The following is a 25,928-nucleotide window of genomic DNA, read 5'->3' as shown; positions in this document are numbered from 1 at the left end:
ACGATCACCAGGGAATAATGTTGTCTGCTCCGGCATAGTGAGCGGGGCCCGTAAAACTTCCTGTCGGCAGGTCTTCTGACAAAGCCACCCTTATGGGTTCGATAGATCCTTCTTCCACCGTATCCGTTCCCTGGAAATTATTGAGTGCCGTTGCCGTAAAGCCCGGACTTACCAGGTGTACTTTGATATTGCTATTCGCCAAATCGATGGCCAGCGAAAGGAAGACGCCATTAAGCGCAGTTTTGGATGCCCCGTAAACCGCATCGAAAGCCGAGCGGTATGGGTTAGCTGGATTGGCATTCAAAGTTAGCGAACCCAACGCGCTTGACACGGTCACAATCCGTGCTGTATCGGCCGCCCTTAATAGAGGTAAAAAGGCTTGTGTCACGGCAAGTGTACCAAACACATTGGTTTCCCAAACCGCCTTCATTTCGTCGATAGGCGCGATACTGGCGCGCTGAGCTCCGAGAACTTCTTCCATGGTGCGTCCAGGTTTCCCCGTATTCGAGATGGCCGCGTTATTAACCAGCAGCGTCAGGTATCCGGCTTCGCTTTGAATTTTCTTTACTGCTGCGTCGATGGATTGGGAATCGGTAATATCCAATTGAATGGCTTTTGACTGTTTTCCAATCTCGGTAGCAGCAACCTCCCCTTTGTCCGGGTTTCTGGCACCAACGTAAACGGTATAGCCTTCATCAGCAAGTGATTTTGCGATCTGGTATCCCACGCCTGTATTTGCCCCTGTAACCAGTGCCACTCTCTTTGTTTCTGTCTGCATATCATTTTTAATTTTTACAGAGCAAAATTCCGAGATCGCGCTAGGGCGCTTGTAGCCGAAACAGGAAATGTTGTAGCCGAATTGAGGGTGCAGTCCGTATGGATCTATGATGTCGAACTATGAAAATCCAATGCTGTCGCTTGACATTTATCAACACAATTCCATGATTTAGATCAAAGGTAACTACGACAGATAGCGCTAGTTTTGCTTCGTACAAAACATCAGCGATATGGAAAATGCAGCACAACTTTTGGAAGACAGCCTTTTAGTTATCTGGAATGATAGAAACGCGGAACGCAGATTGCAGGCCATGCAAAACGTTTACGCCACGAACATTCACTTTTACGAATCTGATCACGGCGCCGCCATTGTCGGTTACCAGCAGATAAATGGTGTCATCTCGAATTTACAGGCGAAATGGCCAAAAGAGTTCCAATTTCAAATCACACGGCCTGCAAGCGCAAACCATCAGGTGCAGCACGTAGCGTGGAACCTGGGCATTCCCGGCCAGGCACCCGCCGCATCGGGAATGGACGTGGCCATCATTGAAGACTGGAAAATCAAATCGTTACATCTTTTCCTGGATGCTCCCAAGCCCTGAAACAAAGAAGCAGCTATTTGTAGATCGTCTTCTTTCGCACCCGGCTGAGCGTTTCGGGCGAAATGCCCAGGTATGAGGCAATCATGCTTTGGGGAAACCGCCTGACGAATTCCGGATAGGTTTTGGCCAGCAGTTCATACCTTTCTTCCGCATCCATGCTGATTGCAGCGTGGATGCGTTTTTGTGTGGCGATAGTCCCTTTCCGGTCAATTTCCCGCACCATTTCATCGACGGCCGGAATAGCCGCGCCGAGATTCTTCATGTCTTCCTGCGTCACCAGCAGCACGTCGGAATCCTCGGTCATTTCGATGTAGTAAATGGATGGCGTGTGCAAATTGTAGCTCTCATAATCGCCAAGCCACCACGACTCGACAGCGAGTCTGATAATCGTCTCCTGGCTATTTTCTTTCATCGTATACATCCGCCCCGCGCCATTTACGATGAATGCCATGTATTTGCAAACATCGCCTTCCTGTAACAAGTACTGCCGTTTCCGAAGGTGTCTGGCCTTAAATGCTGCTTCTATTTGCACTTTCTCATCAGCCGTGAGCAAGTGCGAAGATTTGGATTCGATGTATGCAAAAAGCGTTTCGTGGGTCATGCTGCCTGTTCTTTCCGCTAAAAGTAAATCTCACCGGTTGCATTGACAAATGTCAAGACGAATCTACTGCGTTTGTCAATGCACAGCTGCGGATGCCGTGCCAATTTTGTGATATCAAATAACAGACAGATCATGAACACAACACAAGTAAATGGCATAGTGCGGCTGACTCGTCAGGGACCGCCATCAGTTTTGGAATACACCACTGAGCAGATTGGCCTGCCCAAACCGCACGAAGTCCTGATCCGGCATGAGGCCGTAGCATTGAATTTCGTGGACGTGTTGTTCAGAAATGGCAGTTTTCCCCTGCGACAGCTGCCTACGACCATCGGCGTCGAAGCGGCAGGTGTGATCGAATCGGTGGGCAGCGAAGTGACCGGCTGGGCAGTCGGCGACCGGGCCGGCTACTACTTTTCCCTTGGAGCCTATGCCCAGCGGCGCGTGATCGATCCTCGGCAACTGGTGAAGCTGCCGGATGATATTACCTTCGATCAGGCGGCTTCATTACTTGCCAAAGGGCTTACCGCCCGAATGCTTGTTAAACAGGCGTATCCCGTCCAAGCTGGTGATATTGTGCTCGTACATGCGGCAGCCGGAGGAGTCGGGTCGCTGGTAAGCCGATGGGCAAAATCATTAGGTGCGACAGTCATCGGTACAGTAGGCAGCGAAGCCAAAAAGGCCATCGTCGAGCCGTACGGACTGGATCTGGTGGTGGCGCTGGATAAAGAGAATTTGACTGAAAAAATTCATGCTTTTACAAATGGGCGGGACGTCGATGCGGTGTTTGACGGGGTCGGCAAGGCAACTTTCGGCAAATCCGCAGCCCTGACAAAGCCGGGCGGTACCATCGTGCTTTTTGGGTCGGCCTCAGGTGCCCCCGAAATCGATAGCGCCTTTCTGAATGCAAGGCAGATTAAATTCTTGCAACCATCACTAGGACAGTATTTGCCCCACCTGGCAAGCGTTAACTTTGCAACAACCGAACTGTTTGCGGCCTTTCAAAGCGGCATTTTAGGAAAGGTCACACCAACCATATATCCATTATCCGAAGTCAGCCAGGCCCATCTCGACCTGGAAGCGAGCCGAACTACGGGCTCAGTCATTTTTCGTCCTTAAACATTTAACTTCAATACAATTCATTATTTCAATGTCTAGATTGAAAAATAAAACAGCCCTGGTTACGGGCGGGAGCCGGGGTATCGGTGCGCGCATCGTCAGAAGCCTGGCTGCGGAAGGCGCCAATGTGGTGTTCACCTACGTCAGTTCAGCCGGGAAAGCCGAAGCGCTGGTGCAGGAAATTCAAGCGCTCGGCGTCCAGGCGCTGGCCATCAAGGCCGACACGGGAATTCACAGTGAAATCGATGGAGCGGTTTCAGCCGCCGCGGATGCGTTCGGGAGTATTGACATACTCGTCAACAGTGCGGGTCTTTTTGTTACCGGAGCGGTGGATTCGACAGATACGGACCCGGATGCATTCACACGCCAAATGGGATGTCAACGTCCTGGGCGTTGCTCACACGGTGCGGACGGTACTGCCATTTATGAAAGATGGAGGCCGGATCATCAACATCGGCTCGACAGGTGGCAGTCGCTCACCTTACCCGGGCATCGGCGAGTACGCCGCCACCAAAGCCGTTTTGGCAGCCTACACCAGAAGCTGGGCCAGGGATTTAGGCAGCAGAAAAATTACTGTGAACATCATCCAGCCCGGACTCATCGACACCGACATGAACCCGGCAGATGGCGCTTTCAGTGCCGAAATGCTGAAAGCCGTAGCACTCGGGCATTATGGCGAACCACAGGATATCGGCGCTGCTGCTGCGTTTCTCAGCAGTGACGATGCCCGGTACATTACCGATGTCACTTTGAATGTGGATGGCGGGCAAAGTGCTTAAATAGGTTTACGCCGGCTGGTCCAGTATGACATTCCCCTGCGGATGGGTTATCGTTGAAAAGCAGGCGCATACACCTCGTTGGCAAACTGCTCAGCCGTGGTGGTCGTCGTCGTAGACTCGTCCCGCTTTTGATAATTCATATAGCCGGAGCTGATCGCGGTGCCCATTTCAATCAGGTTCGAGACAAAATCGGGGGAAAAGCCATTGCCGAGGAACACCTCTCTGACCTTCTCCACCGGAAGCTGAACGTAGGCCAGATCCGGCTTGCCGACCGCAGCACCGACAATGCCTGTCAGTTCCGCATAGGTGTAATCCCGCGGCCCCATGACGGCGTGGACGCTTTTGCCGCTGAAATCGAGGTTAGCCAGATGGCTGGCGGCCACTTGTGCCACATCTCGGGTGGCGACCATCGGAATGGCGTAGTTACCGGGAGCCACGGTGCCGTTGATGCCGGCCTGTTTCACCAGACCGATCGTGCGCAAAAAGTTTTCCATAAAATAGGCGGAGCGGATGTGTAGCACATGCACGTCTTCGAGCTGGTTCAGCCTCACTTCCTGCTCGCCCGTGCCGCCCATCATGCCGTTGCCCTCGTGCATATGCGAGCCCAGACTGCTCATATTGACAATGTAGGGGATGCCCGAGCGCTGAATCGCCTCGATCAATGTGCTGGTAACCTGCCGCTGATATGCCCGTGTGTTCTCGGCTTTTACATTGTCAGGCAATAGTACGAACGCACTATCCGCGCCGGTGAAAGCCTTTGTAAGCTGATCGGCATCCGTGATTTCGGCTGAAATGATTTCGGCACCCTGATCACGGTACGTTTCCAGTTTTTCGGTACGTCTTGCCACCAGCGTCACGTGATGGCCTTCGTTGATCAGGATTTGGGCAATTTTATTGCCTACCGTGCCGGTGGCGCCGAGTATTACGATGTTCTTTTTCATTGTGTTCGTTGTTTTGATTTTGTTTGGTACGATACAAATGTCCCCCGCTGCGGGAGAAAAAACTTGTATCAGATCACTGTTGTTCGATAACCACCTTACCCGTGTAGCCGCCCTGCTCGGCATAGCGGTAAGCATCCTGGAATTCTTGGAAAGGGAAAACTTTATGAATTTCAATGTTCAGCCCTTGTGCGGCTGCTTGCAGTAATTCATCAGTGTATTTCGTGGATGGACTGGCGAGCACGATCACGTGCTTTTTGCCGGTAAACAGGTTCTGAATCAATGCGAGCGGAATCTCAATCGGCTTGGGCGTCGGGTTGAGGAATCTGGAATGCGGCTTCATGATCCGCTTCGCATTCGCATAGCCCTTTTTGCCCGACAGATCGATGACGATGTCATAAGTTTCCTTGCGGGACAGCACGTCCTCTTTGCTGTAATTGATCACCGTGTCAGCACCCCATTTTTTCGCGAATGCCATGCCGTTCGAGCTGGTCACCGCCGTCACGTGAGCCCCTTTTTGTTTCAGGAGTTGCAGCAGGATCATGCCGAAACCGCCGGTAGCACCATTGACCAAAATGTTTGTATTTGGGTCAATGCGGCCCATTTTTTCAAGGGCTGTCAATGCAGCGGTGCCCACCACGGGAAGCGATGCCGCCTGGGCGAAAGTGATATTTGAAGGCTTTTTCCAGATTTGGGAAGAAGAAATAGCGATGTACTCGGCGGAAGCGCCTTCCTTCATCATGTTTTTGACGACCCCGAAAACTTCATCCCCCTTCTTGAATCCGGTAACCGCATTACCAGCCTCTTCCACAACGCCGCTGAAATCGGCACCGGTATATTTCGGGAATTTCGAGCCTGACATCAGTTTCATTTCCCCTTTCCGGATTTTCCAGTCCATCGGGTTGATGGAAAAGGCTTTTACTTTGACAAGTACTTCGCTGGATTGGATAGTTGGTTTTGGCACTTCCGCCATTTGTAACACTTCCGCGTCCCCAAATGCCTGATACACGATTGCTTTCATGATATTCTTTTGTTTTGTTCAAAATGATATCACAAAGGTGCGGACCGGCCCGGGCGTAAACTTGTATCAGATCACTGTTGTAGCGAGGGCATGCCGATATTGGAGAAAACTAGTAGATGCGAATCAGATCGCTGTTGTGTTTCAATGCCTTCGGCGGCATTCCGAACATTTCGTACATGTATTTGTTGAATTGCGGCAGGTCATAAAATCCGGTGTCATAGGCAACATCGGTGAGCGTCCGGCCTTCGTCGGAAAGGATCAGGTAAATGGCTTGCCGCAGCCGCGTCCACAGCAGGTATTTGGACAGGCTGCTGCCCGTTTGCTTTTTGAAAAGTGAAGCCAGACGGGACGGGGAAAGAAATACAATATCCGCAAATGTCTGCGGCGTAATATCCGCCTGAAAATAGTTTTCCGTAATGTAATCGACGATTTTGGCCACCCGCTCGTCGTATGCGACGGCCGGAATGCGGGCCATCAATGCTTCCAGTACATTGCCCACATCCAGGCTTTGGGAAGACGTTTGGAAAAAAGCATTTGAAACTGCTGGAGTTTCAAAAACCACAAATTTTTCATCCGCTTGAAATCGTCCTGCCAGTTCCAGCCCGATGGCAGAATACGGCTCTACATTGAGCACATTCAATGTGCCTTTCTCGGCTACGCAAAAATGCGAAACATGCGGTTTGATCAAGAAACCGTGGATGCTTTCATGCTTTACACCATCGATGGTCGAATCGAACGGCGTGTCGTTAGACAGCACAATCTGATAGGCCGAATGATGATGGACCTCCACCGTAAGGTTACGGGCGATCAGCGCGAGGATAAAGGGATTGTGGGTGGAAGTCGCTTTCATTTGCCAACAATTTCGTCCCGGAAGTGCTTGCCCCAGTTCCGCAGCTCGTTCAAAAGTTCACGCAGCGACATGCCCAACGGCGTCAGTGCGTACTCTACCGTTACCGGCATGCTGTCGTGCAGGGTGCGGGTGATGAGCTTGTTTTCTTCCAGGGCTTTCAACTCCTGCGACAGCATTTTAGGTGAAATGTCGGGAATATCGCGGTGGATTTCGCCGAAACGTTTGGTGCCGTAGGTCAGAGATATCACAATCGGAATACGCCATTTGCCCTGGATCACCTCCATGGCGTCGCGCGCAGCTTTGAGTTCGTACTGGCAAACCGGTTCTGTACTTTTCATAGAGATTTCAAATCGTCTAGTTACCTGGCGGTAACTACTTACCCAGAGGTAACAACTATCTTTTGGTAAGTGAGTATAGGTAGTTTTGTTGCATTGATCACCATCATCGAAGCAAAATCATGAAATATCTCATTCTTATTCTCGCATTCACTCTCAGCACCGCCGCATCGGCACAAAAACACAAGCCCCGTACATTCCTGCTCGTCCATGGCGCCTGGTCGGGCGGCTGGGATTATGCCAAAGTAGATTCCATTTTTAAAACAAAAGGAGACATCGTCTTCCGGCCCACGCTCACCGGCCTGGGCGAACGGGTGCACCTGGCCAATGCAAATGTCAACCTGAGCACTTACATCATCGACATCGTCAATGTGATCCGGTACGAAAATCTGCGCGATATCATCCTGGTAGGCCATAGCTTTGGTGGAATGGTCATTTCCGGTGTCGCCGAGCAAGTTCCCGACCGCATCGGCCAGCTCATTTACCTGGACGCGATGATTCCCGACAGCGGTCAGAGCGCCCGGGACGTCTGCGGCCCATTGTGGGACCAGATGATGGTACCCTTCGTCAAGGACAGCGTTATGCAATATCCCTTCGGCAAATCCAGGACGGGTACCCCAGGCGATCTCCCGCAGCCCATCAAGACTTTCACCGAGCCTTTAAAAATCGGCAACCCGCAAGTTAAAAAGATACCGTCTGCATTCATTGTTATGACTAAAAACGGCGAATCCAACCCGCTCAATGACCAAATGGGCCTAAACAAAGCGCGTACCCGCGGCTGGAAAATCTACCCAATGGAAGGTGGGCACTATTCCATGCGCGAGCAGCCGGTCCAGTTAGTAAGGAAGCTGGAAGAGGTGATACGCAGTCACGAGTAGAAAAAACCTACGAAAAAGTCGGTTCAAACAATGAAAAAAAGAGCAATGCATTATACCCCGTAAGACTGCCTTTCGCTTCTTAATTTATTTTGTAGCTCCGCAATCGCTTTCTTTTTATTCTGCCTGATTTGGGCAAGCAAGGGTCCGGGACCGCCGTCTGGATTATACTTGGATCCCCAGTCAACAACCTCTATCATCACCGGCACCAGCTCAATGCCTTTGTCCGTGATCAGATACAGGAATTTCGAGGCATTTTTGGGCGAGACTACCTTAGAAACAATGCCTTCGTCCACCAGTATGTTCAACTTCTCTGTCAGTACAGCAGAGGAAATTTTCTCCGCTGATGCCCGAAATTCCAGAAACGAGTTTTTGCCGTTGAACATCAAGTCTCTCAAGATCAGCAGCATCCACTTATCTCCCAAGATTTCTACTGTGAAATTGATGGGGCATGTTGACCTTCTCTCCATTGTTTTCATAATATCGCAACTAAAAGTAGTTTGTTTTTCAAACTACTTTCCATAGATTGCAGTTTGAAAAACAAACTGCAAAATAGCTAAAATTTGATTATGGACTTCACAGGCAAAAACGTCATTATTACGGGCGGAACAACAGGAATAGGATTCGCAACAGCAAAAGCGTTCATTAACGCCGGTGCAAACGTGTGGATTACAGGAAGAAGCGCAGAAAATCTACAAAAGGCTAGCACGGACATCAATAGCCCAAAACTGACTACTGTTATTTCCGATACTTCAAAACTCTCTGACATTTTAGTTCTGGAACAAGCATTTGCGGAAAGTGGAAAGAAGCTGGATGTTCTCTTCCTGAATGCGGCGATCGGGATATTTGAGCCGATAGAAAACGTCACAGAAGCTAATTTTGACGCACAGTTCACCACCAATGTGAAAGGGCATTTTTTCACACTGCAAAAATTACTCCCACATCTGGCTGACGGAGCATCCGTCATATTCACCTCTTCGTCGGCGGCGACTGCTGCAACCTTGGGAACAAGCATATATTCCGCAACCAAGGGTGCGCTGAACAAAGTCGCCCAAATCGCAGCTAATGAGCTCGCAGCCAGAAAAATCCGCGTAAACCTGATTAGCCCGGGACCTATTGCTACACCGGGCTTGGATAGCGTCTTATCCGCCGAGGCGCAGGCTTTTCTGGCTACTACCACCGCATTGCAAAGGCTCGGCCATCCCGATGAAATTGCAAAAACCGTGTTATTTCTGGCCTCGGATGCCGCAAGCTATATCTCTGGAACAGAGGTTGTCGCTGACGGTGGCTACCACACCTATGCATTGAAGTAACGGTGATCGCCTTACCGGTGCCCGCAAATTCACCGGTGAGGCCAAACGAGAACGCGGTAAGTTATCTGTTAAAGCTTTGACTGACTATCTTGCAGTGTCGTCGTAGGGCGATGAGAGACTGTTTCCGATGGAGAAAATTTCATTAACTGACATATGTCTAAAACCCAAACACTCGATACTTTTTACAAATTAAAGTTCGACGAGTCACCGCCGTTGTCAGGCGCAGGTGATTTTAATGTTTTTCGCTTGGAGCCTTCCAATGGAATTTCCCATGCCATTCCCTATGCCCGCTACGACTTCTATAAGATTATGCTCATCCGCGGCAAGCATCGGTGTCATTATGCAACCAAAAGCATCGAGTTCAATGGCAGCACGCTTCTGTTTTTCAACCCTGCGGCTCCGTATAGTTTTGAACGGATGGATACCGACTCGACCGGCTTCTTTTGCCTTTTCAAAGACTCGTTTTTCATAGAAAGCCTTCGGAATGGGCTGCATCATCTGCGGATTTTTGAACCTGAGAACAAGTCGGTGTATCATTTGGATGAAAGGCAGGATCAGGAGGTAACCGCTTTGTTTGAGAAAATGCTGAATGAGGCGGATTCGGACTATCGTTTTCGGTTTGATCTGATCCGGAACCAGGTTTCCGAACTGATCCATCTGGCATTGAAAATGATGCCTGACGAGCAACTATACCACCATCCTGATACCAATGCGCGCATCACTTCGATTTTCCTCAATCTGCTCGAAAGTCAATTTCCGATACAATCACAAGATCAAAATATCATAATGCGCTCCGCGGGAGATTTTGCCGACAGGCTCTCGGTCCATGTGAATCATTTGAACCGCGCTGTCCGCGCAACGACCGGAAAGACCACGACAGCCCACATTGCCCAACGGATTGCAGCCGAAGCTACCGCATTATTAAAGCACACGGAATGGAATATTTCCGAAATCACCTATTGCCTCGGCTTCTCGCAGCCAGCTCATTTCACCTATTTTTTCAGGAGACAAACAAAGCATACGCCCAGTGCTGTCCGGAATGTTTGAATTTCGATAGCATCCGCTTGATCGAAGTAAGATCCAAGCCAGGTTGTGACCATATTTTTGTCCTATCAAAATACAGAATATGGAAAACAGAAAAACATGGTTCGTTACAGGCGCTTCGAAAGGCCTGGGACTAACATTGGTGAAACAATTGTTGCAGGCAGGCCACAAGGTAGCGGCGACCTCCCGCAACACGGCCAGCCTCATAGAGGCAGTCGGCTTTACAGGCGACGCATTTTTACCATTAGGCGTAGAACTGGGCAGTGATGAAAGTGTGGCGGCTGCCATCCGGCAAACTGATCAGCATTTCGGTGGGATCGACGTAGTCGTCAATAACGCCGGTTATGGCATGGGTGGAAGTATGGAAGAGCTGACAGATAAAGAAGTCCGCGATAGTTTTGACATTAATGTATTCGGTACGATTAATGTAATCCGCCACGTCTTGCCGGTCATGCGCGGGCAAGGATCAGGCCATATCATCAACATTTCTTCGATCGCCGGTATAGCCCCGAGCACCGGCTGGTCAGTTTACGGAGCCGCAAAGCACGCGGTAATCGGCCTGACCGAAGTGTTGGCCGACGATGTCGGCCACCTGGGCATTAAAGTGACACTGGTTGCTCCGGGGGCATTTCGCACAAACTTCAATAATCCGGACTCTTTGGTATTGTCGCAGCGGAAAATCGATGCTTATTCAGAAGCACGATCTTCGCAGGAAAAATTTGCGGCCAAGAGCGGCACCCAGGCTGGCGATCCGGCAAAGGCGGCAAAGCTGATGATGGAAATATCGGAGATGCCAGAACCACCCTTATACCTGCTCCTAGGTAGCGACGCCTACGTCCGCGCGTTTGCCAAGTTGGACCTGCTCTCTTCATCGTACAAGCGATGGGAGGTGCTAACAAAATCGACGGATTACGATTGATAACATTTCGGTGATCAAATTCACAAACAACCCTCGTTCTGGCTACAAATCGGCTTGATTTGGCTACAATCGCCATCCCGGCAAGCCTGAAATTTGCTTTCTCAAATTTCAAAGTAAAAGCAGATGGAAGCACAGAAAAGTAAAGTAGCGCTGGTGACAGGTGCCAATCAGGGAGTAGGATACCAAATCGCCAAAGCACTGGCAGACAATGGCTATGCCGTTTACGTAGGCTCACGCAACCTGCAAAATGGCGTGGACGCAGCCGAAAAAATCGGCGGCAAAGCAAAAGCAATTCAAATAGACGTCACAGATAAAAGTTCGATTGAAAGTGCGGTCGAAAAAGTGCAGCAGGATTTTGAAAAACTCGACCTGCTGGTGAACAATGCCGCCATTTCACACGCGGGTAAACCGGGCAGAACTTTGGAGGAGATCATGGCCACCAATCGTCCGAGCATATCTTCCGTGGATGAAATGCGTACCGTATGGGAAACCAATGTGTTTGGCGTAGTGGAAGTAACGCAGGCTTTCCTGCCGCTCCTTCGCAAGGCCGACGCGGCACGTATCGTCAATGTTTCAAGCGGATTGGGCTCACTTACTTTGGCCAGAAATCCGGAAAATCCTTATGCTAAGCATTTTGAATTGATCTACGGTGCCTCGAAGACGGCCTTGAATGCAGTGACTGTAGCATTTGCCAATGAACTGGAAGCCAGTGGCATTAAGGTAAGTGCGGTCAGTCCGGGCTTCACGGCGACGGCGCTGAACAATTTCCAGGGAACAGATTCTGTGGAAGTAGGGTCATTAGAACCGGTGCGGGTCGCGCTTGAAGAAGATGGGCAAACGGCGCTCTTTACCGGCCCGAACGAGGAAGTGTTTCCCTGGTAAGCGTTACTTATGATTAAAAACAAGGTCTGTGGCGATGAATTGGCCACAGATTTTGTTTTCATAATTCAAGTTGCAAACAAATGAAAAAAGAAGAGCTTCTCCGGTTTCGTTCCATCTCGGCCATTCACCAAGCATTTGGCTTACCTAAGCCACAGCACCCACTGATAAGCCTGACGCATTTTAACGATGAAAACCCCTTTAATCCAGACAAAGCACCGGCCTACGATGTGCTGCATTTCTATAAAATCACATTTGTCCTGCAAAAAGGTGGCAGATTGAAATATGGGCAGAGCTACTATGACTTCGAAGAAGGCAGCATGATGTTCATGGCACCACAACAGCTGGTAGGCCCTACGGAGTATCATGAACCCGGGGAATCCTATGTGTTGCTCATGCATCCTGATTTCTTCCTTGGCTATCCGCTGGCAAAAAAGATCAAACAATACACCTACTTCGCCTATTCGGTTAATGAAGCGCTGCATCTGTCCGATCAGGAAAAGGAGGTTGTTTTATCCATTTATCGCATTATAGAGCGCGAATTAAACAGTCAGGTCGACGAATTCAGCCAGGAAATAGTGATTGCGCAGATTGAATTACTATTGAGCTACGCTACACGCTTTTACAAGAGGCAATTTGTGACCCGCAAAGCTGCCTGCAATACGCTCTTAGAACGGACGGAATGCGTTGTTAATGACTACCTGACCAGCCAAAAAACGCTGGTATCGGGCTTACCCACAGTGCAATACTTATCCGAGAAGCTGAATGTTTCTTCAGGATATCTGAGTGACATGCTGCGATCTCTGATTGGTCAGAACGCGCAACAATACATCCACGAAAAGTTAGTGGAAAAAGCCAAAGAGAAACTTTCAACTACCGATTCCTCTGTCAGCACCATTGGTTACGAACTTGGTTTCGAGCATTCTCAAAGTTTTAACAAGTTCTTCAAACAGAAAACCCGGCAATCGCCGCTGGAATTCAGACAGTCGTTTTTGGAACTGAAGAGAGCTTAACTTCGCAAGACCATTTCGGCTACAACATTCTCGATATCCGCTCCAATCGCCAGCCGCGCGCCGCGGAAATTTGTCTCTTGAAAATAACAAGTGAGACAAAATGACAAAGACGATTTTTATTACCGGTGCTTCAACGGGCATCGGACGGGCTACGGCCAAATTGTTTGCGGCCAAAGGCTGGAAGGTGATCGCGACCATGCGCAAGCCTGAAAATGAAACCGAACTCCATGCGCTGGAAAATGTGACCGTATTACCGCTCGACGTGAACAACCCGGCGCAAATCCGCAAAACCACGCAGCAGGCGCTGGCTTTGGGCGATGTCGATGTGGTATTCAACAATGCCGGCTATGGTTTGTTCGGCGCATTGGAAGCGATGACCGACGAGCAGCTGGTACAACAAATGGATACCAATTTCTTCGGTGTCGTGCGGGTGACGCAAGCCTTTATCCCCTATTTCCGTGAGCGGAAAGCGGGACTTTTTATCACAACCGGCTCATCAGCTGGGCTGATGGCTTTCCCGGTAAGCTCCATGTACGATGCCAGTAAGTTCGCGCTGGAAGGCTGGGCGGAAAGCCTGTCCTATGAGCTGAATGAGTTTGGCATTGGGATTAAAACCATTGAACCCGGATTAGTGGCGACGGAAATCGGTGCAAAGTCGGTGTTTGCGTCGCACCCGGCTTATGAAGCGTTGATCAACAAATTCACGGCGATGCTCGCACCTGACCAGGCCGCGACGACTTCCGAACAAATTGCCGAAGTGGTGTACGGCGCGGCTACCGATGGTACCGATACGTTGAGGTACGTCTGTGGCGACGATGCCAAACAATGGTATGCGAAGCGCCTGGCTGAGGGCGACGAAGCTTTTCGCCGCACGATCAAACAATTGTTAGCCGCTGTTTAAAATCAAAAGGGCTGCCGGCGCGGGCCGGAACGATTTGCGCCGGCAGCACATTATGTGAAATATGAAAAGGGAACATCTCAAACCGCGCGTGTACCACTCGATAGCTGAAATGCAGCGTGAATTTGGCCTGCCGCAGCCTTTGCACCCGCTGATCAGCTTACTGGATTTCAACAAGGTTCGGATCACAGCCGAAATGCTGGCCGATACATTCGCCATGGATTTTTATAACATCACCTACAACGAATCGCCGGGCTGCCGCATGCGATATGGGCAAACTACCTACGATTTCCAGATAGGCGGAATGTTTTTCTCCTCGCCGGGCCAGCCGTTGACGGGCATTGAAGTGGCCGAGACGACCCTTGGATTTACTTTATTAGTCCACCCTGATTTTCTCAGAAACTACCCACTGGACGCCAAAATCAAGCAGTACGGCTTTTTCTCCTACTCGGTGACAGAGTCGCTGCATTTGTCGGACAAAGAAAAGTTGATCATCGAGGGCATTGCCGGTAACATCGGCGACGAGCTCGAAACAGCTACTGACGACCTGAGCCAGGATGTGCTGATTTCGCAGTTGGAGCTGATGCTGAATTACAGTCAGCGGTTTTACAAACGCCAGTTCATTACCCGCAAGCCGATCAACAATGCATTGCTGGAAAAGCTGGACCAATTGCTGAATAATTACTTTGACAACGAAACCGCCCTGCTGAAAGGCCTGCCGAGCGTCCAGTATCTTTCGGACCAACTACACGTTTCGCCCCGCTACCTGGGCGACATGCTCCGTGCACTCACCGGCCAGAATACACAGCAGCACATTCACGCCAAGTTGATCGAAAAAGCGAAGGAAGTACTGACATTCAGCGATCTGACCGTAGGAGAAATTGCCTACCAACTCGGTTTTGAGCATCCGCAGTCTTTTAGTAAGTTGTTTAAATCTAAGACAAATGTTTCCCCGCTGGAATTCAGGGCGAGTTTTAACTAAGGCACTAAGCGTTGTAGCATACGAGGTGACCAACACAAGCGATACACCTATCCCTGGCCTGCTCCTGGAAATGGAGCGGATCCTGAAAAATGCATGTTAACATCATATTGTCGCTAAGACCGAATGTTCGCTTCGATGAGCACCCGCAAGCGCTGCTCATGCTGGTCGCCCCACTGTCCGATGGCACCGATGACGGGGATGAGTGATTTCCCGAAATCAGTGAGATAGTACTCCACTTTCGGCGGGACGACGGGGTAAATCACCTTCCCTACCAGCTCGTGACTTTCCAGTTCTTTTAACTGCACATTCAACACCCGGCGGGATGCATCCGGAATTTTCCGTTGCAGCTCGCTGGGCCGTTGAAAGCCCTCGTTGATAAACCACAAGAGCCGCATCTTCCATTTGCCGTAAAGCACTTCACCGATCAGGTCGAGCCCGCAATTCAGGTTGGGCATTGTCTTTCTTTCGTACATAAGACAAATATAAACAGATGCGCCTGCCGGTTCAATAGGGATAAATTTATCCCTATCTGAATCGTAAATCCGTACTTGTCAGCATCTGGCATTGTGCTGAATTTTGTCCTGAACAAAACAGCAAAACAGTGGACTTCAATTTTGAAAACGAACTGGAAAGTAAGATAGCCCTCGTAACCGGCGGTAGCAAAGGAGCCGGCAAGGCCATCACCGACCGTCTGTTGAAAGCAGGCGCAACAGTGATTATCACGGCCCGTAACAAGCCGGAAGAAATCAATGGCGCCCATTTCATCGCCGCCGACTTATCCAAACCGGAAGGCACTCAGAAAGTGGTGGATGAAATTATCCGGAAATTCGGTCGCCTGGATATCCTGGTCAACAACATGGGCGGTTCGGAAACGCCCGGTGGCGGATTTGCCGTCCTCTCCGACCAGGATTGGGAAACGTTTTTTCAAACCAATTTGCTGGCACCCGTAATGCTCGACCGTGGATTTTTACCAGGCATGATCGAAAACCGCGCGGGTGTCATCATTCACATCGCCTCCATTCAGGCCAGGTTGCCATTGTACGATTCTACTTTGCCCTACGCCGCGGCGAAGCGGCTTTGGTGAATTACAGCAAAAGCCTCTCCAATGAAGTATCGCCCAAAGGCGTAAGAGTGCTGACCGTATCGCCGGGCTGGATTATGACCACCGCATCGGAAAGAATGATAGAGCGTATCGACCAGAGTTCGAATATTACGATCGAGCAAGCTCACAAAAGCGTCATGGATGGTTTGGGCGGGATTCCGTTCGGCAGACCGGCATGGCCGAAAGAAGTGGCGGAGCTGGTCGGCTTCCTGGTCTCACCGTGTGCAGCCTACCTGACCGGTACCGAATACGTGATCGATGGCGGGACGGTCCCCACAATATAGTTACCCATCAGTCAAATATTCATTCCCGAATATTCATTCCAAAATATTCATTTCACAATCAACATAAACATCCAAAATCATGGAACTTCCAGAAAACATAGCCGGTCTTATCAAAGCGCAAAACGATTCAGACAGCGCAGCATTTGCCGATTACTTCACATCACACGCAACCGTTTCCGACGAAGGTTCGTCCTATTCAGGTAGGGACCAGATAAAGGAATGGATACAGGCGGCCGCCCAAAAATACACGATGCAGGTGACACCCATTGATTTTAACCAAAATGGCTCCAAGGCAAAATTAACCGTGGAAGTAAGCGGCTCATTTCCGGGCAGCCCGGCCGTAATGGCTTATCATCTTGAACTGGACGGCAATGCGATCAGCGGATTACAGATTACGGGTTAATAGTTCATTTTACATTGTCGTAACCAGCCGACTTTCTCACTCAAAATCGCCCGGATTAACCCAGCCGGCTTTCATTTTTTCACCACGCTTAAAACGCTCGTAAAAATTACGTGAAGCAGGTTCTGCGAATGGGTACGTGTCAAAAATAGCTCCGTTTCCCAGTATTCGCGGGTCCTGCTGTGCGCGCAACTCCTGCTCCATCTGCTGTTTCAACGCGGCTTTCGCTTTGGCATAAGCTGGGTCTGCGGCAAGGTTTTTCATGGCGTCGGGATCGGTACTAAAATCCTAAAGCTCGTCGGCCCCTTTTTTGCCGAATGCTAATTGCCACCTTGTACTATCCCTGCCGACGCGCCTGCCTACCAATATCTGGGTTTTGGTTGGTCCTCCGTCCGTGTCCAGGTAACCTGTCTCCGGATTGCCGGACGGCCAGCGGTCAGGTTCGTAGTTGCGCGTGTAAATCAATTTTCCTTTAACAATCCCTCTCACCGGGTATCCCTGGTCATGAGGTCTACCGACGTCGGTCCGCTCCTTTCCCAGTAGCACATGGTCACGTGCGGCATCCACCTGGCCTGATTTTGCAAATGTAAAAAGAGGCACAAGGGATTTCCCCTGCATGAGCATGGCCGTTTGGTTCTTCAACCCGGACAGTTCGAGAATGGTGGGCGCCAGGTCGATGAAACTCACAAAATCCGTCACCTTACGCCCTGGGGCTTTAATCCCCTTCTTCCACATAATGGAGAGCGGCAAATGGTTGTCAAACTCGTACAGATGGCCTTTCGTGCGCGGAAAGGGCATTCCATTATCGGAGGTCACAATCACGATGGTATTGTCCAGCTCGCCGGCTCTGTCGAGTATAGTGAGCATCTTTTGTAATTGCTGGTCGAAGTATTCCACTTCATAGGCGTAATCCAGCATGTCCTGCCTCACGGTGTCGTTATCGGGCCAGTAGGCGGGCACACGGTCGATGTCACCAAGCTTCTTGTTGCCCTTTGAAGAGCCGCTGCCGAATTCATAAGCGCGGTGCGGCTCATGGCCGCCATACCAGAAGCAGAACGGCTCGCCGGCTTTCCGCTCTTTCAGAAATGCTTCCAGGTTACCCGCATAGTCGACCGGTGAAATGGCGCTGGTAGGCGCTTTCAGTTTGAGGGAATTATAATGCTTGCCGGTCAGCAGCCTGGGCACGCCATCTTTTTCACCTGCATTTCCAGGCCACCAGCCCTGCTTCGCCACAGTAGTAAACTTTTCCAACTTCAGTTCGTCGGCCAATAGATACTCCAAAACGTTGACCGCCTGTTAAGGCAATCTCATCTGGCCGCGCAAATGCCCTAAAATCATGGATAAGAGAGTTCAATAAATATTCCTGCAACAAACGAGTATCAGAGAGGTTGATGCCTATATTTGTTTCTTGCCATGCCTTACCGTTTTCATGGACTTGTCCGCTTATTTAAGATTGGTTCACCGGCAGTTCACGTTTTAGGAAACCAGAATTTTAGTGATAATGGATTATGACTCATTTGCAAAAGAATGTATCGTTAAGTTAACGGCTTTGCAGAAACAACTTAGTGACGAATTTGATCTTAACGGGTATGCAAACTGGTTTTACAATCAAGCTACTGGATTGCTGACCTTTTCCACCGGCGAAATAGAGCTCAATTTCAGATTCTTCGAGGTTGGAAGCTTCTCTCACAAGTCAGGTACCTGGATGTGGTCATGGCACAACGAAAACACGTTAGGAAATGCCAAAGAAACAACTACGCAAGTTAAGGATTTTGGAACCGTGCATAATTTTGCCAAATTAACCGAGGGCTGTTTCTCAAGCGATGAATTTGAGGCCTGGGAGTTCACCGCTATTGCAGCCAAACTAACAAATGCAATTGGTGGTTACAGGCCCGTCAACGACGAAGGATTGAAGATCTTTCTGGTAATAACAGAATTTGTTGACAATGAAACTGCTAAAAGCATCAAGGACAAGTACATAGAATGTGGCGATCACGAATACAGAAGAGTGGCGTTTGTGTGCCAGCATCTGAATTTCACTACCAGAGTTGGTTTCGAAGAATCCTTTGAAACCTATGAAGGAATGGAGCTATCGGATGAAGATGACTTTCAGGCATGGTGCAACGAATGTGAGGTTGTAAGAGTTGCCGAAGACGGCTGGAACGATAATGCAATGGAATTTGCAAAAATTAGAGTAGTTTGTGAAGGATGCTATTTCAAAATGAAGACACTGAACCTCGAATCCGAATAGAAATCCGTTCACGGTTTCTACTCCGACACAGCTGCATAGGGTTAACGCAAAAAAATAGCTTTCCCACTTCTCAAAGAATCTTAGAGTTATGATTGAAGCTGAAAATTTATAGCTAATTCAAATCTCGTCTTTAAGTATGGACTCTAGAAATATTTTCATTTTAAGCAATACTTATCTGAGACAAGTCGCCTGGCAAAGGCAGGACGGGGAAGATTGGGTATACGTTGGGGCAGGAAATGATTTCGATTTGCTCAAAGCATGTGAAATCATACGTTCTACGGTAACTGGAAATAAGATTTTTTACGTCACCAGTTGGCATCAGTCGAAGGTTGTTATCCTGGATCATTTAATTTCATCGCCGAAGTCTAGTCTCGAAGGCCTTGATTTTCTGATGTGGGATCTTTCGTTTGAAGCGGTTGTCGAATTTCACCATATCGGAATAGCTCGAAAAGGATTTCGAAACAGCAGTTCTTGATCGGCCTCGCGCTCACTTTTGCGAACACCGACATGGCTAATATTTTACAACTTATCATTTTGATACCGTTGTTTTGGTTTCTACTGAACCAGGCTGCCAAGCGATCTCACGACAGAAACAATATTGGATGGTTCCAAATAATTCCGTTTTACTACCTTTGGATGCTGTTTGCTCGGGGCGATCCTGGCGAAAATGATTTTGGTCCAAGCCCGAAGCGGTGGGCAGAGCTACCCGCTTGAAACACTCTTAAATCATGTTCAAAAAACTATTCTCCTTCGAAGGGCGCATTGGGCGCGCTGAATATTTCTATTCCTACGCGGCTACCTGGGCTATCCTTTTTGGATTGCATATTGCCACTTTCACAATCCGTTGGGGCGTTGTCGTGGTCTTTGCAGGCTGTATCCCTCTGTGTTGGTTCATGTTGGCCCAGGGAGTCAAGAGATGCCACGGCACAGGCAATAGCGGATGGCTTCAGATCATCCCTGGATTCTTCTTTTGGATGTTGTTGGCTGCGGGCGACGCGGGGGACAATAAATATGGACCAAGTCCCAAGCAGCCAGCAGAACTACCAGCTTAAACTACCTTGCGCCATTGTAAAGAGGACAGTGACAGTTTAGACTTTATTCACTTCTGGTTGCTTGCCCAAAGTAGCAGCCGCTAAGTGAGCAATGTTGCTGCTGGTGAAACCGGTTGTAGTTTTCATCTATTCGTTCGATAAAATGCGCGCCTGTTCAAGTGGCTCAAATTAAATAGGCATCTAAGACACCTTCGCAATTAAGTGCGGTTCAACCCTTCCATTTCCACATTTTACAATGGGCGTAAGCCTCAATTGTACTTCTGATAGAGAGCAAAGACTGAGTCAAAAACGCAATCGATCTCCTTGCGAGAATGATACTGGTTGAATACAACACGCGCGCGAGAAGTTCCATATTTTACCGATGGATATCCTGATATTTTCAAGAAGACTTGCCTTGAGAACAGGAAAGTTTCAGCCTCTCTCGCAGAGCACCTTATTTGCAGATTCAGGCCAGTTATATGGTGATCCCCGGTAAAAGGAATCTTCGCTATCCGCAACCTCTCTCTAAAGTAGCTCGCAGAATCAAAGATTGCATCTCGTTCGGCCTTAAAATCCAAAGAAGCGCTCAAGAGCAACGTATTGATATCCCATATATACGGAGGTAACGGAGTGGAAAATATCCACGGTGAAGAGGCTTGCTCCAGCCATTCGATGGTTTCCGTTTGTCCTGTTATTATTGCCCCCACACTACCAAGAGCTTTGCTAAAGCCTAAAATTCGTATATCGGGACGCTGTCCATTCGGGGTATCCAAACCTCGATTTCCGAACATTCCAAAAGAATGAGATTCGTCAGAGATCAGAATCACTTTATCAGAATGTTGATTCTTTGGTGGTATTATACTTTGTTCACCGGTTATGCCTTCAATTGAAGGATAAATGATAGCAGTTCGACCCGGTCGATGGAATAGAGATTCCAATATATCTTCGTCGATTTTGAGAATACTAACTTTATCCTTGAATTTTCGTAATCCTTCGATTATTGAGTTGTGATTGTTAGGGTGGGAAATAATGTGCTCAAAATTATTTCCTACATATTCAGCGATGGCGTAATTAGCCGTCCAGCCGGATGATAGTGCTAGGCAGCGTTCGTAGAGCGTCAATTCGGCCATTACTTGTTCCAACTTTTCTTTGGAAGGATGGAGACCTCCTAAGTAGTTACTCCCCAGGCTAGCAAACAAGTCTTGACCTCCGACATTTAAAGCGTTGGCAATTCTTTCTCTAACATTTGCGTCCCAATTTAAAGCAAGATAGGAAGTTGAGCAGGCTTGTATCATTTCAGAGCCAGAAACAATCACACATGTTGGCGAGATTGGAATGACCAAATCGTAGACCCGCTTACTGTTATGATGCTGTTTCATTTTTTGCTTTGATTAGATATAAGTTGCCGTTATTCATTTCATAAATAGAATCAAAGAAGCTTTCGACGATATGATAGTCATGATCCACACAAATCAGAGATCCTTGTTGTTTCTTTTGTTCATTAAAGAGTCCTTTAATCAGAGAGAAAAACTGGTACTTTATTACTTTGTCTAGACCTGTGCAGGGCTCGTCTAGCAGCAGGAGATCCGGGTTGCTGGCCAGCGCTTGGCCTAACGCCACACGCTGCTTCTCTCCTCCACTTAATCGCTGACCTGTTCGTCGATTGCGCAATTCTCGACCCAGACCTAAATTTGTCAGTACCTTATTAACCAACTGCTTATCTTTCGAGTATAATGAAATGTTGTCCTCAACGGATATTTGATCGATAAGTATCGGTGATTGACGCAAATAAAACTGAGTATCCGGCTTATTCCACACTTCAACAAAACGACTGCTTAACATGCCAGAGAGCAGATTTAGTAGTGTTGACTTCCCGATTCCTGATTTTCCAATGATTAAAATCCACTCGTTCTTTGGCAACTGGTATTTCCCCTCTCGAAGTATCAATTTTGGCTGATCGCCAGGCACTGGGTACTCAAAGTCTCTTTTCAGATTTAGCGAGATGTTATCACTGGCACCCGTATTGCTCTTATACTTCGGTGAAAAAAAAAATTTGACATAAGGAAGTGTAACGTATCCAGTTTTACTTTTCTTATCCGTTTGCTTTTGATTAGCTAGATTACTTAAGCGTATATAGGCGTCTTTCTCAGGAGACTCCTCCTCGCCAATTTTGTCGGCGGCAATTTGGTAGCTCCCAGATACAGAATTCTGAAACACTGAAGGTTTCGAAACCATGAAAAAGCCCTCAGACTCAAACGTCTTTTGAATTGAAAATCGGATTTCATCATCTTGAAAGTTCCAAGTGATAGGTATTCCTCCCGATTGGCGCTCCAGTAGATCTTGTTTAATGTTTTCGGCTTGCTCCTCAAAAACAGTCAGATCGCAAAGGAAAAAGAGACCGGTAGGTCTAAGCGCTTTCTTTGCCCGCGAAATTAATAATTGCTGTTCGTCATGTTGAAGCAGATAGAACATGTCACGGCAGATTATGATGTCGTAAAATTCAGGATTCAGCTTATTTAACTCTTCTACCCCTCCCGAAGTGAAGGTGACCCTTTTCTGTAGACCGTTATCTTCAGCGTCTTTTTGGGCAATTTCTATTGCCGTAGGAGACAAATCGATTCCATGGCATTCGCTATCTTTTAAGATCGTCGCTAGCCGAAACACGAGGTCTCCCGTTCCGCACCCAAAATCAAGAATTTTTGCTCCTCTGGCCAAATGATAAATAGATGACCGTCCTACGATCTCCGCGGCAGCGAGCTCGGTGTTGAGGATCAGACCATCATCGAACCCTTCGGGAGTCACTTTGCTATCGGGGAAGATGGCAAAGTGAAGGTGTTTAGACCAATTTGTATTTTTCTGATCGTACTTGTTAGTCCAATATTCTTTGCGCTTTTCTTTCGCGGCTTCTCTTTGTTCAGGATTCATTATTGAAGAGTTATTTGCCCCAGGTAGATACTAAGCAGGGTGATTTGAATAAATAGCATAAGCCTAAAAATGCTTATTATCGATCGCGCAATAGAATTCGGTGGTGGGTTTATTGGCAACGCTATATGGGAAAAAGACATGAGGGCAGCAGATGCAATCTTTGGCACAGATCTTGCATTTGCTGATCTGGCTTCGATTACAGTGCAGACTATCCAAGTTGCAGCGAAATACAGAAAAAATGAATAGAGCGCCTTTTCTGGATGGATACCGAATCCCGTAAGCCAGTCGAGAAGGAAGGCTAGTATTGGCGACACGTCATCCATGTCTACTCTCTTCTTTAGGTACAACGCATCTTTGCCAATTCCTTCTTTATCTGAGCATATTCGTCCATTTGTTTGAAGGGCCAAAAAGAAGCTATTCCTCTCAACCGCAGGCTTTGACAGGTTATTCATTCCGTCTACGATATTCCGAGACATCTCCAGGGCACCAAGAATGTTCACGAACTTAAATGAAGGATCGATGCTGACGTTTTCATTCGGAATACATATTGAAATGTTGGGTAACTCAATGTCAAACATGCCTATTTTTACATTCTTTTTGACGGAATCTAAGGAATGTATGCGCAGGCTTGAAAGCAGATTTTTAGTGCTTTCAATGTTAGATAAACTTATTGAATGTAGCGATCCAGTGCGAACCGTCAATTCGCTTTCCAATTTAATATTCGAAAGGTCAACAGTGGTGTTCAAACTATCTATTGAGATCGTTGCCGCAGTGGGGCTTTCTATCGTTTCTACGTCGTTAAAACTGCATTCCGATAGTTTTAGTGTAAAGTTCTTTACTCGCTCTGCCTTACTGCGCAGCTCCATCTTCGCGTCAACGATATTTAAATTTCCTATATGTAGAATTGCTTCCGTGCTAATCTCGTCACCTTCAAACTGAAGATCATTAAAAAAGAAACTTGCTGACGATTCATGTTGAAGAAACTTCTTATTTAAATCAATTTTGACCTTGTTGGTTGTGACATGAGTAAGGTTCACAGTAGACCGGTCCGAGAGATGGAGTTCCATATTCGGTATTCTTGCATTCTCAATCGTAAGCTTTCCAACTGAGGAGTTCTCGTCAAGGATTAATTCAAACTTGCTAGGAACATTGGCTATCCGGCTTGAGCCCTCAATAGCAAAATTGATAAACGATAGGTCTGAGAATTTGATAATCGGAATGTTAGAACTAGCAGACTTTATCTCCTGGATAGAAATGCCTGCCATTTTTTTCTCATTTAATGGCTTGAATGTCACTGTATTTCGTGAGCCGGTAAACGTCAAGCTCTTGATAGAAAGCGTTGTCGAGGAGTCGACGTCAAGGTAGACTAGACAGCTTTCCGTATAGAAATTCAGGGACACCAGTTCTTGGCCGGAAACACGTAACACGATTTCATTTGTGGTAATGTCGAGGTTCTGATTTTGGCTTTTCAGAACTACATTTCTTTGTACTATTTGTTGACCGTTTGAAACCAGTGGTACCAGTATGACAACGAATGCCGTAAACCATTTTGGTAGTATTCCTCGCCATTTCTTGAACCTAAACTGATTGAAAATCAACCATAAAAAGGCGATCATAAGAATTACGATGGCCGAAAGAATTAGGCCGATAGTCACGCCGGAGCTAAGCTGTGACTTTGAAAAGCCCCGGATTTTTGCCGCGAGATAGTTTTCATTATTGCTCAGTAAATACTGGATTCCATCTTCTACCCATAGGAAGTAGAGTGTTAGCAAAGTCGCTGGAATAAGTAGTACGTAGTTACTTTTCTTTAAGAGTCTTAGCTTATTCTTAAATGGCTGTCCACTTTTCGAGACATTAAAAAAGAGCACTGCCTGATAAGAAATTTTATCGATTGGAATAAGCAGGCCTAAAAGGCATGTACAATAGATAATTGGGGTTACAACACCGGCAATTGTCAGAATAGTTTTATTGATGGCCAATGAAAGGCCCAAAACGCCATAGATTACAGGTGGCATTACCGCTCCAGCCATTAGAATTAGACGTAGTCTTTCGGTAACAATTGCACCTGTTTTCTCAAGTCGAGAATAAAGATAAATGGCTACGAGTAAGCAAGTAACGATACCGATTTTCAACCCGTCAGACATAAATGTCTTCAAAATATCTAAGACTTCCACTGTTTGGAAACTTAAATCCATCCCGTATAGCATGCCAGAAGCAGCAATGACAGTTGTAACCATAAAAGCTACTGCTGAAACATATGTTAGTTTATCGAGGGTAATAATGATTAAGTTAAAAGTTGTATCTAGCTTTTCAAGTATTGCTACTCGATTCTTAATGGCCATTCTTAGGCTGTACTCAATCACCCACAATGTGGCATGGTTGAGAAAGATTATAGCTGCAAATAGTGCGAGTACTAACGCAGACAGCCTTGCCTTAATGAACGGATCGAATGGTTCGTATTGGTGCAAAGCATATAAAATGCTCCAGTTTCCCATGTCTAGAAAGGATGGAGCAGCCACCATCGATTCAAAAAAAATAAAGACAATTGTAAATGTTGTCGCGATTGGCCTGAGGAGGATTAGAATCCCCAGTGTAACAATCGGAGCTCTTTTGCCGCCAAGCCCAAGGTCGGCCTCCGCTAGGTGCCTTAGATTTTTCACCTTTTGGGGAAAGTCAAACTGCTTTAGTAAAAACGCGCTCAGCCAAACATGGAAAAGAATTCCATGTGCAACTAACAGCAGCGCGCTTGCTCTAACAGCCCCGCCTAGAAGCCAAGCTGCTGAGTCAACTAAAATTTTAGAAAATAGAATTGGAGCAAAGAAGATCGGTACGGCATGGATAAGCTCAATCAGTCCGTTGCTCCTTTGTTTCAGCGCTAAGCCAATTCCTACGCCTGTTGTAAACAATGCACCGAGCAAAAAAAAAGCGAAATGTCGCTGTTCAATTGGCAATATCCTGTTTTCTAGAAAATCAAGTATTCCTGTTTCTTGCAT

The 25,928-nt window shown here is 47.7% G+C and carries 29 protein-coding genes and 2 pseudogenes; 18 read left to right on the top strand and 13 right to left on the bottom strand.

Annotated features, from left to right (window positions below; translation table 11 throughout):
* Window positions 1-4 precede the first annotated feature (4 nt).
* Window positions 5-778, bottom strand: coding sequence for an SDR family NAD(P)-dependent oxidoreductase (locus BLQ88_RS20195; RefSeq protein ID WP_090153798.1), 774 nt, complete (start codon window positions 776-778; stop codon window positions 5-7).
* Window positions 779-1,007: 229 nt separating this feature from the next.
* Between BLQ88_RS20195 and BLQ88_RS20190 the strand changes: the two genes are divergently transcribed.
* Window positions 1,008-1,379, top strand: coding sequence for a nuclear transport factor 2 family protein (locus BLQ88_RS20190; RefSeq protein WP_090153796.1), 372 nt, complete (start codon window positions 1,008-1,010; stop codon window positions 1,377-1,379).
* A gap of 13 nt (window positions 1,380-1,392) precedes the next feature.
* Here the strand turns inward: BLQ88_RS20190 and BLQ88_RS20185 are convergent, their stop codons facing one another.
* Window positions 1,393-1,980 carry a Crp/Fnr family transcriptional regulator gene (locus tag BLQ88_RS20185; RefSeq protein WP_090153794.1) on the bottom strand — a complete coding sequence of 196 codons (588 nt, stop codon included), beginning with the start codon at window positions 1,978-1,980 and terminating at the stop codon, window positions 1,393-1,395.
* A 132-nt stretch (window positions 1,981-2,112) separates the two neighbouring features.
* Between BLQ88_RS20185 and BLQ88_RS20180 the strand changes: the two genes are divergently transcribed.
* The 3 genes and pseudogenes from BLQ88_RS20180 (at window position 2,113) to BLQ88_RS37395 (ending at window position 3,875) form a co-directional block, all read left to right on the top strand.
* Entirely contained in the window at window positions 2,113-3,096 is a 984-nt protein-coding gene (locus BLQ88_RS20180; RefSeq protein ID WP_176885039.1) for a quinone oxidoreductase family protein, read from the top strand.
* A 31-nt stretch (window positions 3,097-3,127) separates the two neighbouring features.
* Window positions 3,128-3,412, top strand: a pseudogene (locus BLQ88_RS37565) (SDR family NAD(P)-dependent oxidoreductase); the annotation flags it as partial.
* Window positions 3,413-3,449: 37 nt separating this feature from the next.
* On the top strand, window positions 3,450-3,875 hold the full coding sequence (locus BLQ88_RS37395; RefSeq protein WP_262485710.1) for an SDR family NAD(P)-dependent oxidoreductase: 426 nt from the start codon (window positions 3,450-3,452) through the stop codon (window positions 3,873-3,875).
* 47 nt (window positions 3,876-3,922) lie between these two features.
* On the opposite strand, the gene BLQ88_RS20170 is transcribed toward BLQ88_RS37395, so the two are convergent.
* From BLQ88_RS20170 to BLQ88_RS20155, 4 genes are all read right to left on the bottom strand, one after another.
* On the bottom strand, window positions 3,923-4,816 hold the full coding sequence (locus BLQ88_RS20170; RefSeq protein WP_176885038.1) for an NmrA family NAD(P)-binding protein: 894 nt from the start codon (window positions 4,814-4,816) through the stop codon (window positions 3,923-3,925).
* A 73-nt stretch (window positions 4,817-4,889) separates the two neighbouring features.
* Window positions 4,890-5,834, bottom strand: coding sequence for an NAD(P)-dependent alcohol dehydrogenase (locus tag BLQ88_RS20165; protein WP_090153788.1), 945 nt, complete (start codon window positions 5,832-5,834; stop codon window positions 4,890-4,892).
* A gap of 109 nt (window positions 5,835-5,943) precedes the next feature.
* On the bottom strand, window positions 5,944-6,684 hold the full coding sequence (locus BLQ88_RS20160; RefSeq protein ID WP_090153786.1) for an AraC family transcriptional regulator: 741 nt from the start codon (window positions 6,682-6,684) through the stop codon (window positions 5,944-5,946).
* Window positions 6,681-7,022 (bottom strand): winged helix-turn-helix transcriptional regulator, encoded by a 342-nt coding sequence (locus BLQ88_RS20155; RefSeq protein WP_090153783.1) that lies wholly within the window; start codon window positions 7,020-7,022, stop codon window positions 6,681-6,683. The genes BLQ88_RS20160 and BLQ88_RS20155 overlap by 4 nt, the downstream gene beginning before the upstream one ends.
* Before the next feature lie 119 nt (window positions 7,023-7,141).
* On the opposite strand from BLQ88_RS20155, the gene BLQ88_RS20150 reads away from it, so the two are divergent.
* On the top strand, window positions 7,142-7,897 hold the full coding sequence (locus tag BLQ88_RS20150) for an alpha/beta fold hydrolase (protein WP_090153781.1): 756 nt from the start codon (window positions 7,142-7,144) through the stop codon (window positions 7,895-7,897).
* Between the two features lie 50 nt (window positions 7,898-7,947).
* On the opposite strand, the gene BLQ88_RS20145 is transcribed toward BLQ88_RS20150, so the two are convergent.
* Window positions 7,948-8,364: a winged helix-turn-helix transcriptional regulator gene (locus BLQ88_RS20145; RefSeq protein WP_218132932.1), complete on the bottom strand. Its 417-nt coding sequence runs from the start codon at window positions 8,362-8,364 to the stop codon at window positions 7,948-7,950.
* A gap of 99 nt (window positions 8,365-8,463) precedes the next feature.
* On the opposite strand from BLQ88_RS20145, the gene BLQ88_RS20140 reads away from it, so the two are divergent.
* The 7 genes from BLQ88_RS20140 (at window position 8,464) to BLQ88_RS20110 (ending at window position 14,942) form a co-directional block, all read left to right on the top strand.
* Window positions 8,464-9,207: an SDR family oxidoreductase gene (locus BLQ88_RS20140; RefSeq protein WP_090153777.1), complete on the top strand. Its 744-nt coding sequence runs from the start codon at window positions 8,464-8,466 to the stop codon at window positions 9,205-9,207.
* 153 nt (window positions 9,208-9,360) lie between these two features.
* Entirely contained in the window at window positions 9,361-10,254 is an 894-nt protein-coding gene (locus BLQ88_RS20135) for a helix-turn-helix domain-containing protein (RefSeq protein WP_090153775.1), read from the top strand.
* Between the two features lie 79 nt (window positions 10,255-10,333).
* Window positions 10,334-11,170: an SDR family NAD(P)-dependent oxidoreductase gene (locus BLQ88_RS20130; RefSeq protein ID WP_090153773.1), complete on the top strand. Its 837-nt coding sequence runs from the start codon at window positions 10,334-10,336 to the stop codon at window positions 11,168-11,170.
* Window positions 11,171-11,293: 123 nt separating this feature from the next.
* Window positions 11,294-12,052, top strand: a complete 759-nt coding sequence (locus tag BLQ88_RS20125; RefSeq protein WP_090153772.1) for an SDR family NAD(P)-dependent oxidoreductase — start codon at window positions 11,294-11,296, stop codon at window positions 12,050-12,052.
* 80 nt (window positions 12,053-12,132) lie between these two features.
* Window positions 12,133-13,062: a helix-turn-helix domain-containing protein gene (locus BLQ88_RS20120; RefSeq protein WP_090153770.1), complete on the top strand. Its 930-nt coding sequence runs from the start codon at window positions 12,133-12,135 to the stop codon at window positions 13,060-13,062.
* Between the two features lie 100 nt (window positions 13,063-13,162).
* Window positions 13,163-13,963, top strand: coding sequence for an SDR family oxidoreductase (locus BLQ88_RS20115; protein ID WP_090153768.1), 801 nt, complete (start codon window positions 13,163-13,165; stop codon window positions 13,961-13,963).
* A 61-nt stretch (window positions 13,964-14,024) separates the two neighbouring features.
* The gene (locus tag BLQ88_RS20110; protein WP_090153766.1) at window positions 14,025-14,942 is read left to right on the top strand and encodes a helix-turn-helix domain-containing protein; all 918 of its coding nucleotides are present in this window, start codon (window positions 14,025-14,027) and stop codon (window positions 14,940-14,942) included.
* Window positions 14,943-15,055: 113 nt separating this feature from the next.
* Here BLQ88_RS20110 and BLQ88_RS20105 read toward each other — a convergent pair whose 3' ends face one another.
* Entirely contained in the window at window positions 15,056-15,415 is a 360-nt protein-coding gene (locus BLQ88_RS20105; protein ID WP_090153764.1) for a winged helix-turn-helix transcriptional regulator, read from the bottom strand.
* Window positions 15,416-15,543: 128 nt separating this feature from the next.
* Between BLQ88_RS20105 and BLQ88_RS20100 the strand changes: the two are divergent.
* Together BLQ88_RS20100 and BLQ88_RS20095 are read left to right on the top strand one after the other, a co-directional pair.
* Window positions 15,544-16,328, top strand: a pseudogene (locus BLQ88_RS20100) (SDR family oxidoreductase).
* Window positions 16,329-16,407: 79 nt separating this feature from the next.
* Entirely contained in the window at window positions 16,408-16,731 is a 324-nt protein-coding gene (locus BLQ88_RS20095) for a nuclear transport factor 2 family protein (RefSeq protein ID WP_090153762.1), read from the top strand.
* Window positions 16,732-16,767: 36 nt separating this feature from the next.
* On the opposite strand, the gene BLQ88_RS20090 is transcribed toward BLQ88_RS20095, so the two are convergent.
* Both BLQ88_RS20090 and BLQ88_RS20085 read right to left on the bottom strand, forming a co-directional pair.
* On the bottom strand, window positions 16,768-16,992 hold the full coding sequence (locus BLQ88_RS20090) for a hypothetical protein (protein WP_090153760.1): 225 nt from the start codon (window positions 16,990-16,992) through the stop codon (window positions 16,768-16,770).
* A gap of 24 nt (window positions 16,993-17,016) precedes the next feature.
* Window positions 17,017-18,009 (bottom strand): sulfatase-like hydrolase/transferase, encoded by a 993-nt coding sequence (locus BLQ88_RS20085; protein WP_090153758.1) that lies wholly within the window; start codon window positions 18,007-18,009, stop codon window positions 17,017-17,019.
* A gap of 220 nt (window positions 18,010-18,229) precedes the next feature.
* Here BLQ88_RS20085 and BLQ88_RS20080 point away from each other — a divergent pair, with 220 nt between their 5' ends.
* The 4 genes from BLQ88_RS20080 to BLQ88_RS20065 all read left to right on the top strand — a co-directional run bounded on the left by BLQ88_RS20080 (window position 18,230) and on the right by BLQ88_RS20065 (window position 20,031).
* Window positions 18,230-18,979, top strand: a complete 750-nt coding sequence (locus BLQ88_RS20080) for a DUF6882 domain-containing protein (RefSeq protein WP_090153756.1) — start codon at window positions 18,230-18,232, stop codon at window positions 18,977-18,979.
* Window positions 18,980-19,115: 136 nt separating this feature from the next.
* Complete coding sequence (locus BLQ88_RS20075; RefSeq protein WP_090153754.1) at window positions 19,116-19,454, top strand: hypothetical protein; 339 nt, start codon at window positions 19,116-19,118, stop codon at window positions 19,452-19,454.
* Window positions 19,455-19,486: 32 nt separating this feature from the next.
* Window positions 19,487-19,693, top strand: coding sequence for a DUF805 domain-containing protein (locus BLQ88_RS20070; protein ID WP_090153857.1), 207 nt, complete (start codon window positions 19,487-19,489; stop codon window positions 19,691-19,693).
* Between the two features lie 14 nt (window positions 19,694-19,707).
* Window positions 19,708-20,031, top strand: coding sequence for a DUF805 domain-containing protein (locus tag BLQ88_RS20065; RefSeq protein WP_090153753.1), 324 nt, complete (start codon window positions 19,708-19,710; stop codon window positions 20,029-20,031).
* Window positions 20,032-20,279: 248 nt separating this feature from the next.
* Here BLQ88_RS20065 and BLQ88_RS20060 read toward each other — a convergent pair whose 3' ends face one another.
* The 3 genes from BLQ88_RS20060 to BLQ88_RS20050 are packed head-to-tail and all read right to left on the bottom strand — an operon-like array spanning window position 20,280 to window position 25,928.
* Entirely contained in the window at window positions 20,280-21,389 is a 1,110-nt protein-coding gene (locus BLQ88_RS20060; RefSeq protein ID WP_090153751.1) for an aminotransferase class I/II-fold pyridoxal phosphate-dependent enzyme, read from the bottom strand.
* A complete protein-coding gene (locus tag BLQ88_RS20055) occupies window positions 21,373-22,935 on the bottom strand; it encodes an ATP-binding cassette domain-containing protein (RefSeq protein ID WP_090153749.1) in 1,563 nt (520 codons plus the stop codon). The genes BLQ88_RS20060 and BLQ88_RS20055 overlap by 17 nt, the downstream gene beginning before the upstream one ends.
* Entirely contained in the window at window positions 22,935-25,928 is a 2,994-nt protein-coding gene (locus BLQ88_RS20050; RefSeq protein ID WP_143016888.1) for a hypothetical protein, read from the bottom strand. Before BLQ88_RS20050 ends, BLQ88_RS20055 begins: the two co-directional genes overlap by 1 nt.

Source organism: Dyadobacter soli (genome assembly GCF_900101885.1).
Taxonomy (GTDB): Bacteria; Bacteroidota; Bacteroidia; order Cytophagales; family Spirosomataceae; genus Dyadobacter; species Dyadobacter soli.
This window is presented reverse-complemented; position numbering and strand designations above follow the sequence as displayed.

Excerpts from the sequence above, each read along its gene's own strand:
- BLQ88_RS20195 (WP_090153798.1), bottom strand. The coding sequence starts at position 778 with ATGCAGACAGAAACAAAGAGAGTGGCACTGGTTACAGGGGCAAATACA.
- BLQ88_RS20190 (WP_090153796.1), top strand. The coding sequence starts at position 1,008 with ATGGAAAATGCAGCACAACTTTTGGAAGACAGCCTTTTAGTTATCTGG.
- BLQ88_RS20185 (WP_090153794.1), bottom strand. The coding sequence starts at position 1,980 with ATGACCCACGAAACGCTTTTTGCATACATCGAATCCAAATCTTCGCAC.
- BLQ88_RS20180 (WP_176885039.1), top strand. The coding sequence starts at position 2,113 with ATGAACACAACACAAGTAAATGGCATAGTGCGGCTGACTCGTCAGGGA.
- BLQ88_RS37395 (WP_262485710.1), top strand. The coding sequence starts at position 3,450 with ATGCATTCACACGCCAAATGGGATGTCAACGTCCTGGGCGTTGCTCAC.
- BLQ88_RS20170 (WP_176885038.1), bottom strand. The coding sequence starts at position 4,816 with ATGAAAAAGAACATCGTAATACTCGGCGCCACCGGCACGGTAGGCAAT.
- BLQ88_RS20165 (WP_090153788.1), bottom strand. The coding sequence starts at position 5,834 with ATGAAAGCAATCGTGTATCAGGCATTTGGGGACGCGGAAGTGTTACAA.
- BLQ88_RS20160 (WP_090153786.1), bottom strand. The coding sequence starts at position 6,684 with ATGAAAGCGACTTCCACCCACAATCCCTTTATCCTCGCGCTGATCGCC.
- BLQ88_RS20155 (WP_090153783.1), bottom strand. The coding sequence starts at position 7,022 with ATGAAAAGTACAGAACCGGTTTGCCAGTACGAACTCAAAGCTGCGCGC.
- BLQ88_RS20150 (WP_090153781.1), top strand. The coding sequence starts at position 7,142 with ATGAAATATCTCATTCTTATTCTCGCATTCACTCTCAGCACCGCCGCA.
- BLQ88_RS20145 (WP_218132932.1), bottom strand. The coding sequence starts at position 8,364 with ATGGAGAGAAGGTCAACATGCCCCATCAATTTCACAGTAGAAATCTTG.
- BLQ88_RS20140 (WP_090153777.1), top strand. The coding sequence starts at position 8,464 with ATGGACTTCACAGGCAAAAACGTCATTATTACGGGCGGAACAACAGGA.
- BLQ88_RS20135 (WP_090153775.1), top strand. The coding sequence starts at position 9,361 with ATGTCTAAAACCCAAACACTCGATACTTTTTACAAATTAAAGTTCGAC.
- BLQ88_RS20130 (WP_090153773.1), top strand. The coding sequence starts at position 10,334 with ATGGAAAACAGAAAAACATGGTTCGTTACAGGCGCTTCGAAAGGCCTG.
- BLQ88_RS20125 (WP_090153772.1), top strand. The coding sequence starts at position 11,294 with ATGGAAGCACAGAAAAGTAAAGTAGCGCTGGTGACAGGTGCCAATCAG.
- BLQ88_RS20120 (WP_090153770.1), top strand. The coding sequence starts at position 12,133 with ATGAAAAAAGAAGAGCTTCTCCGGTTTCGTTCCATCTCGGCCATTCAC.
- BLQ88_RS20115 (WP_090153768.1), top strand. The coding sequence starts at position 13,163 with ATGACAAAGACGATTTTTATTACCGGTGCTTCAACGGGCATCGGACGG.
- BLQ88_RS20110 (WP_090153766.1), top strand. The coding sequence starts at position 14,025 with ATGAAAAGGGAACATCTCAAACCGCGCGTGTACCACTCGATAGCTGAA.
- BLQ88_RS20105 (WP_090153764.1), bottom strand. The coding sequence starts at position 15,415 with ATGTACGAAAGAAAGACAATGCCCAACCTGAATTGCGGGCTCGACCTG.
- BLQ88_RS20095 (WP_090153762.1), top strand. The coding sequence starts at position 16,408 with ATGGAACTTCCAGAAAACATAGCCGGTCTTATCAAAGCGCAAAACGAT.
- BLQ88_RS20090 (WP_090153760.1), bottom strand. The coding sequence starts at position 16,992 with ATGAAAAACCTTGCCGCAGACCCAGCTTATGCCAAAGCGAAAGCCGCG.
- BLQ88_RS20080 (WP_090153756.1), top strand. The coding sequence starts at position 18,230 with ATGGATTATGACTCATTTGCAAAAGAATGTATCGTTAAGTTAACGGCT.
- BLQ88_RS20075 (WP_090153754.1), top strand. The coding sequence starts at position 19,116 with ATGGACTCTAGAAATATTTTCATTTTAAGCAATACTTATCTGAGACAA.
- BLQ88_RS20070 (WP_090153857.1), top strand. The coding sequence starts at position 19,487 with ATGGCTAATATTTTACAACTTATCATTTTGATACCGTTGTTTTGGTTT.
- BLQ88_RS20065 (WP_090153753.1), top strand. The coding sequence starts at position 19,708 with ATGTTCAAAAAACTATTCTCCTTCGAAGGGCGCATTGGGCGCGCTGAA.
- BLQ88_RS20060 (WP_090153751.1), bottom strand. The coding sequence starts at position 21,389 with ATGAAACAGCATCATAACAGTAAGCGGGTCTACGATTTGGTCATTCCA.
- BLQ88_RS20055 (WP_090153749.1), bottom strand. The coding sequence starts at position 22,935 with ATGAATCCTGAACAAAGAGAAGCCGCGAAAGAAAAGCGCAAAGAATAT.
- BLQ88_RS20050 (WP_143016888.1), bottom strand. The coding sequence starts at position 25,928 with ATGCAAGAAACAGGAATACTTGATTTTCTAGAAAACAGGATATTGCCA.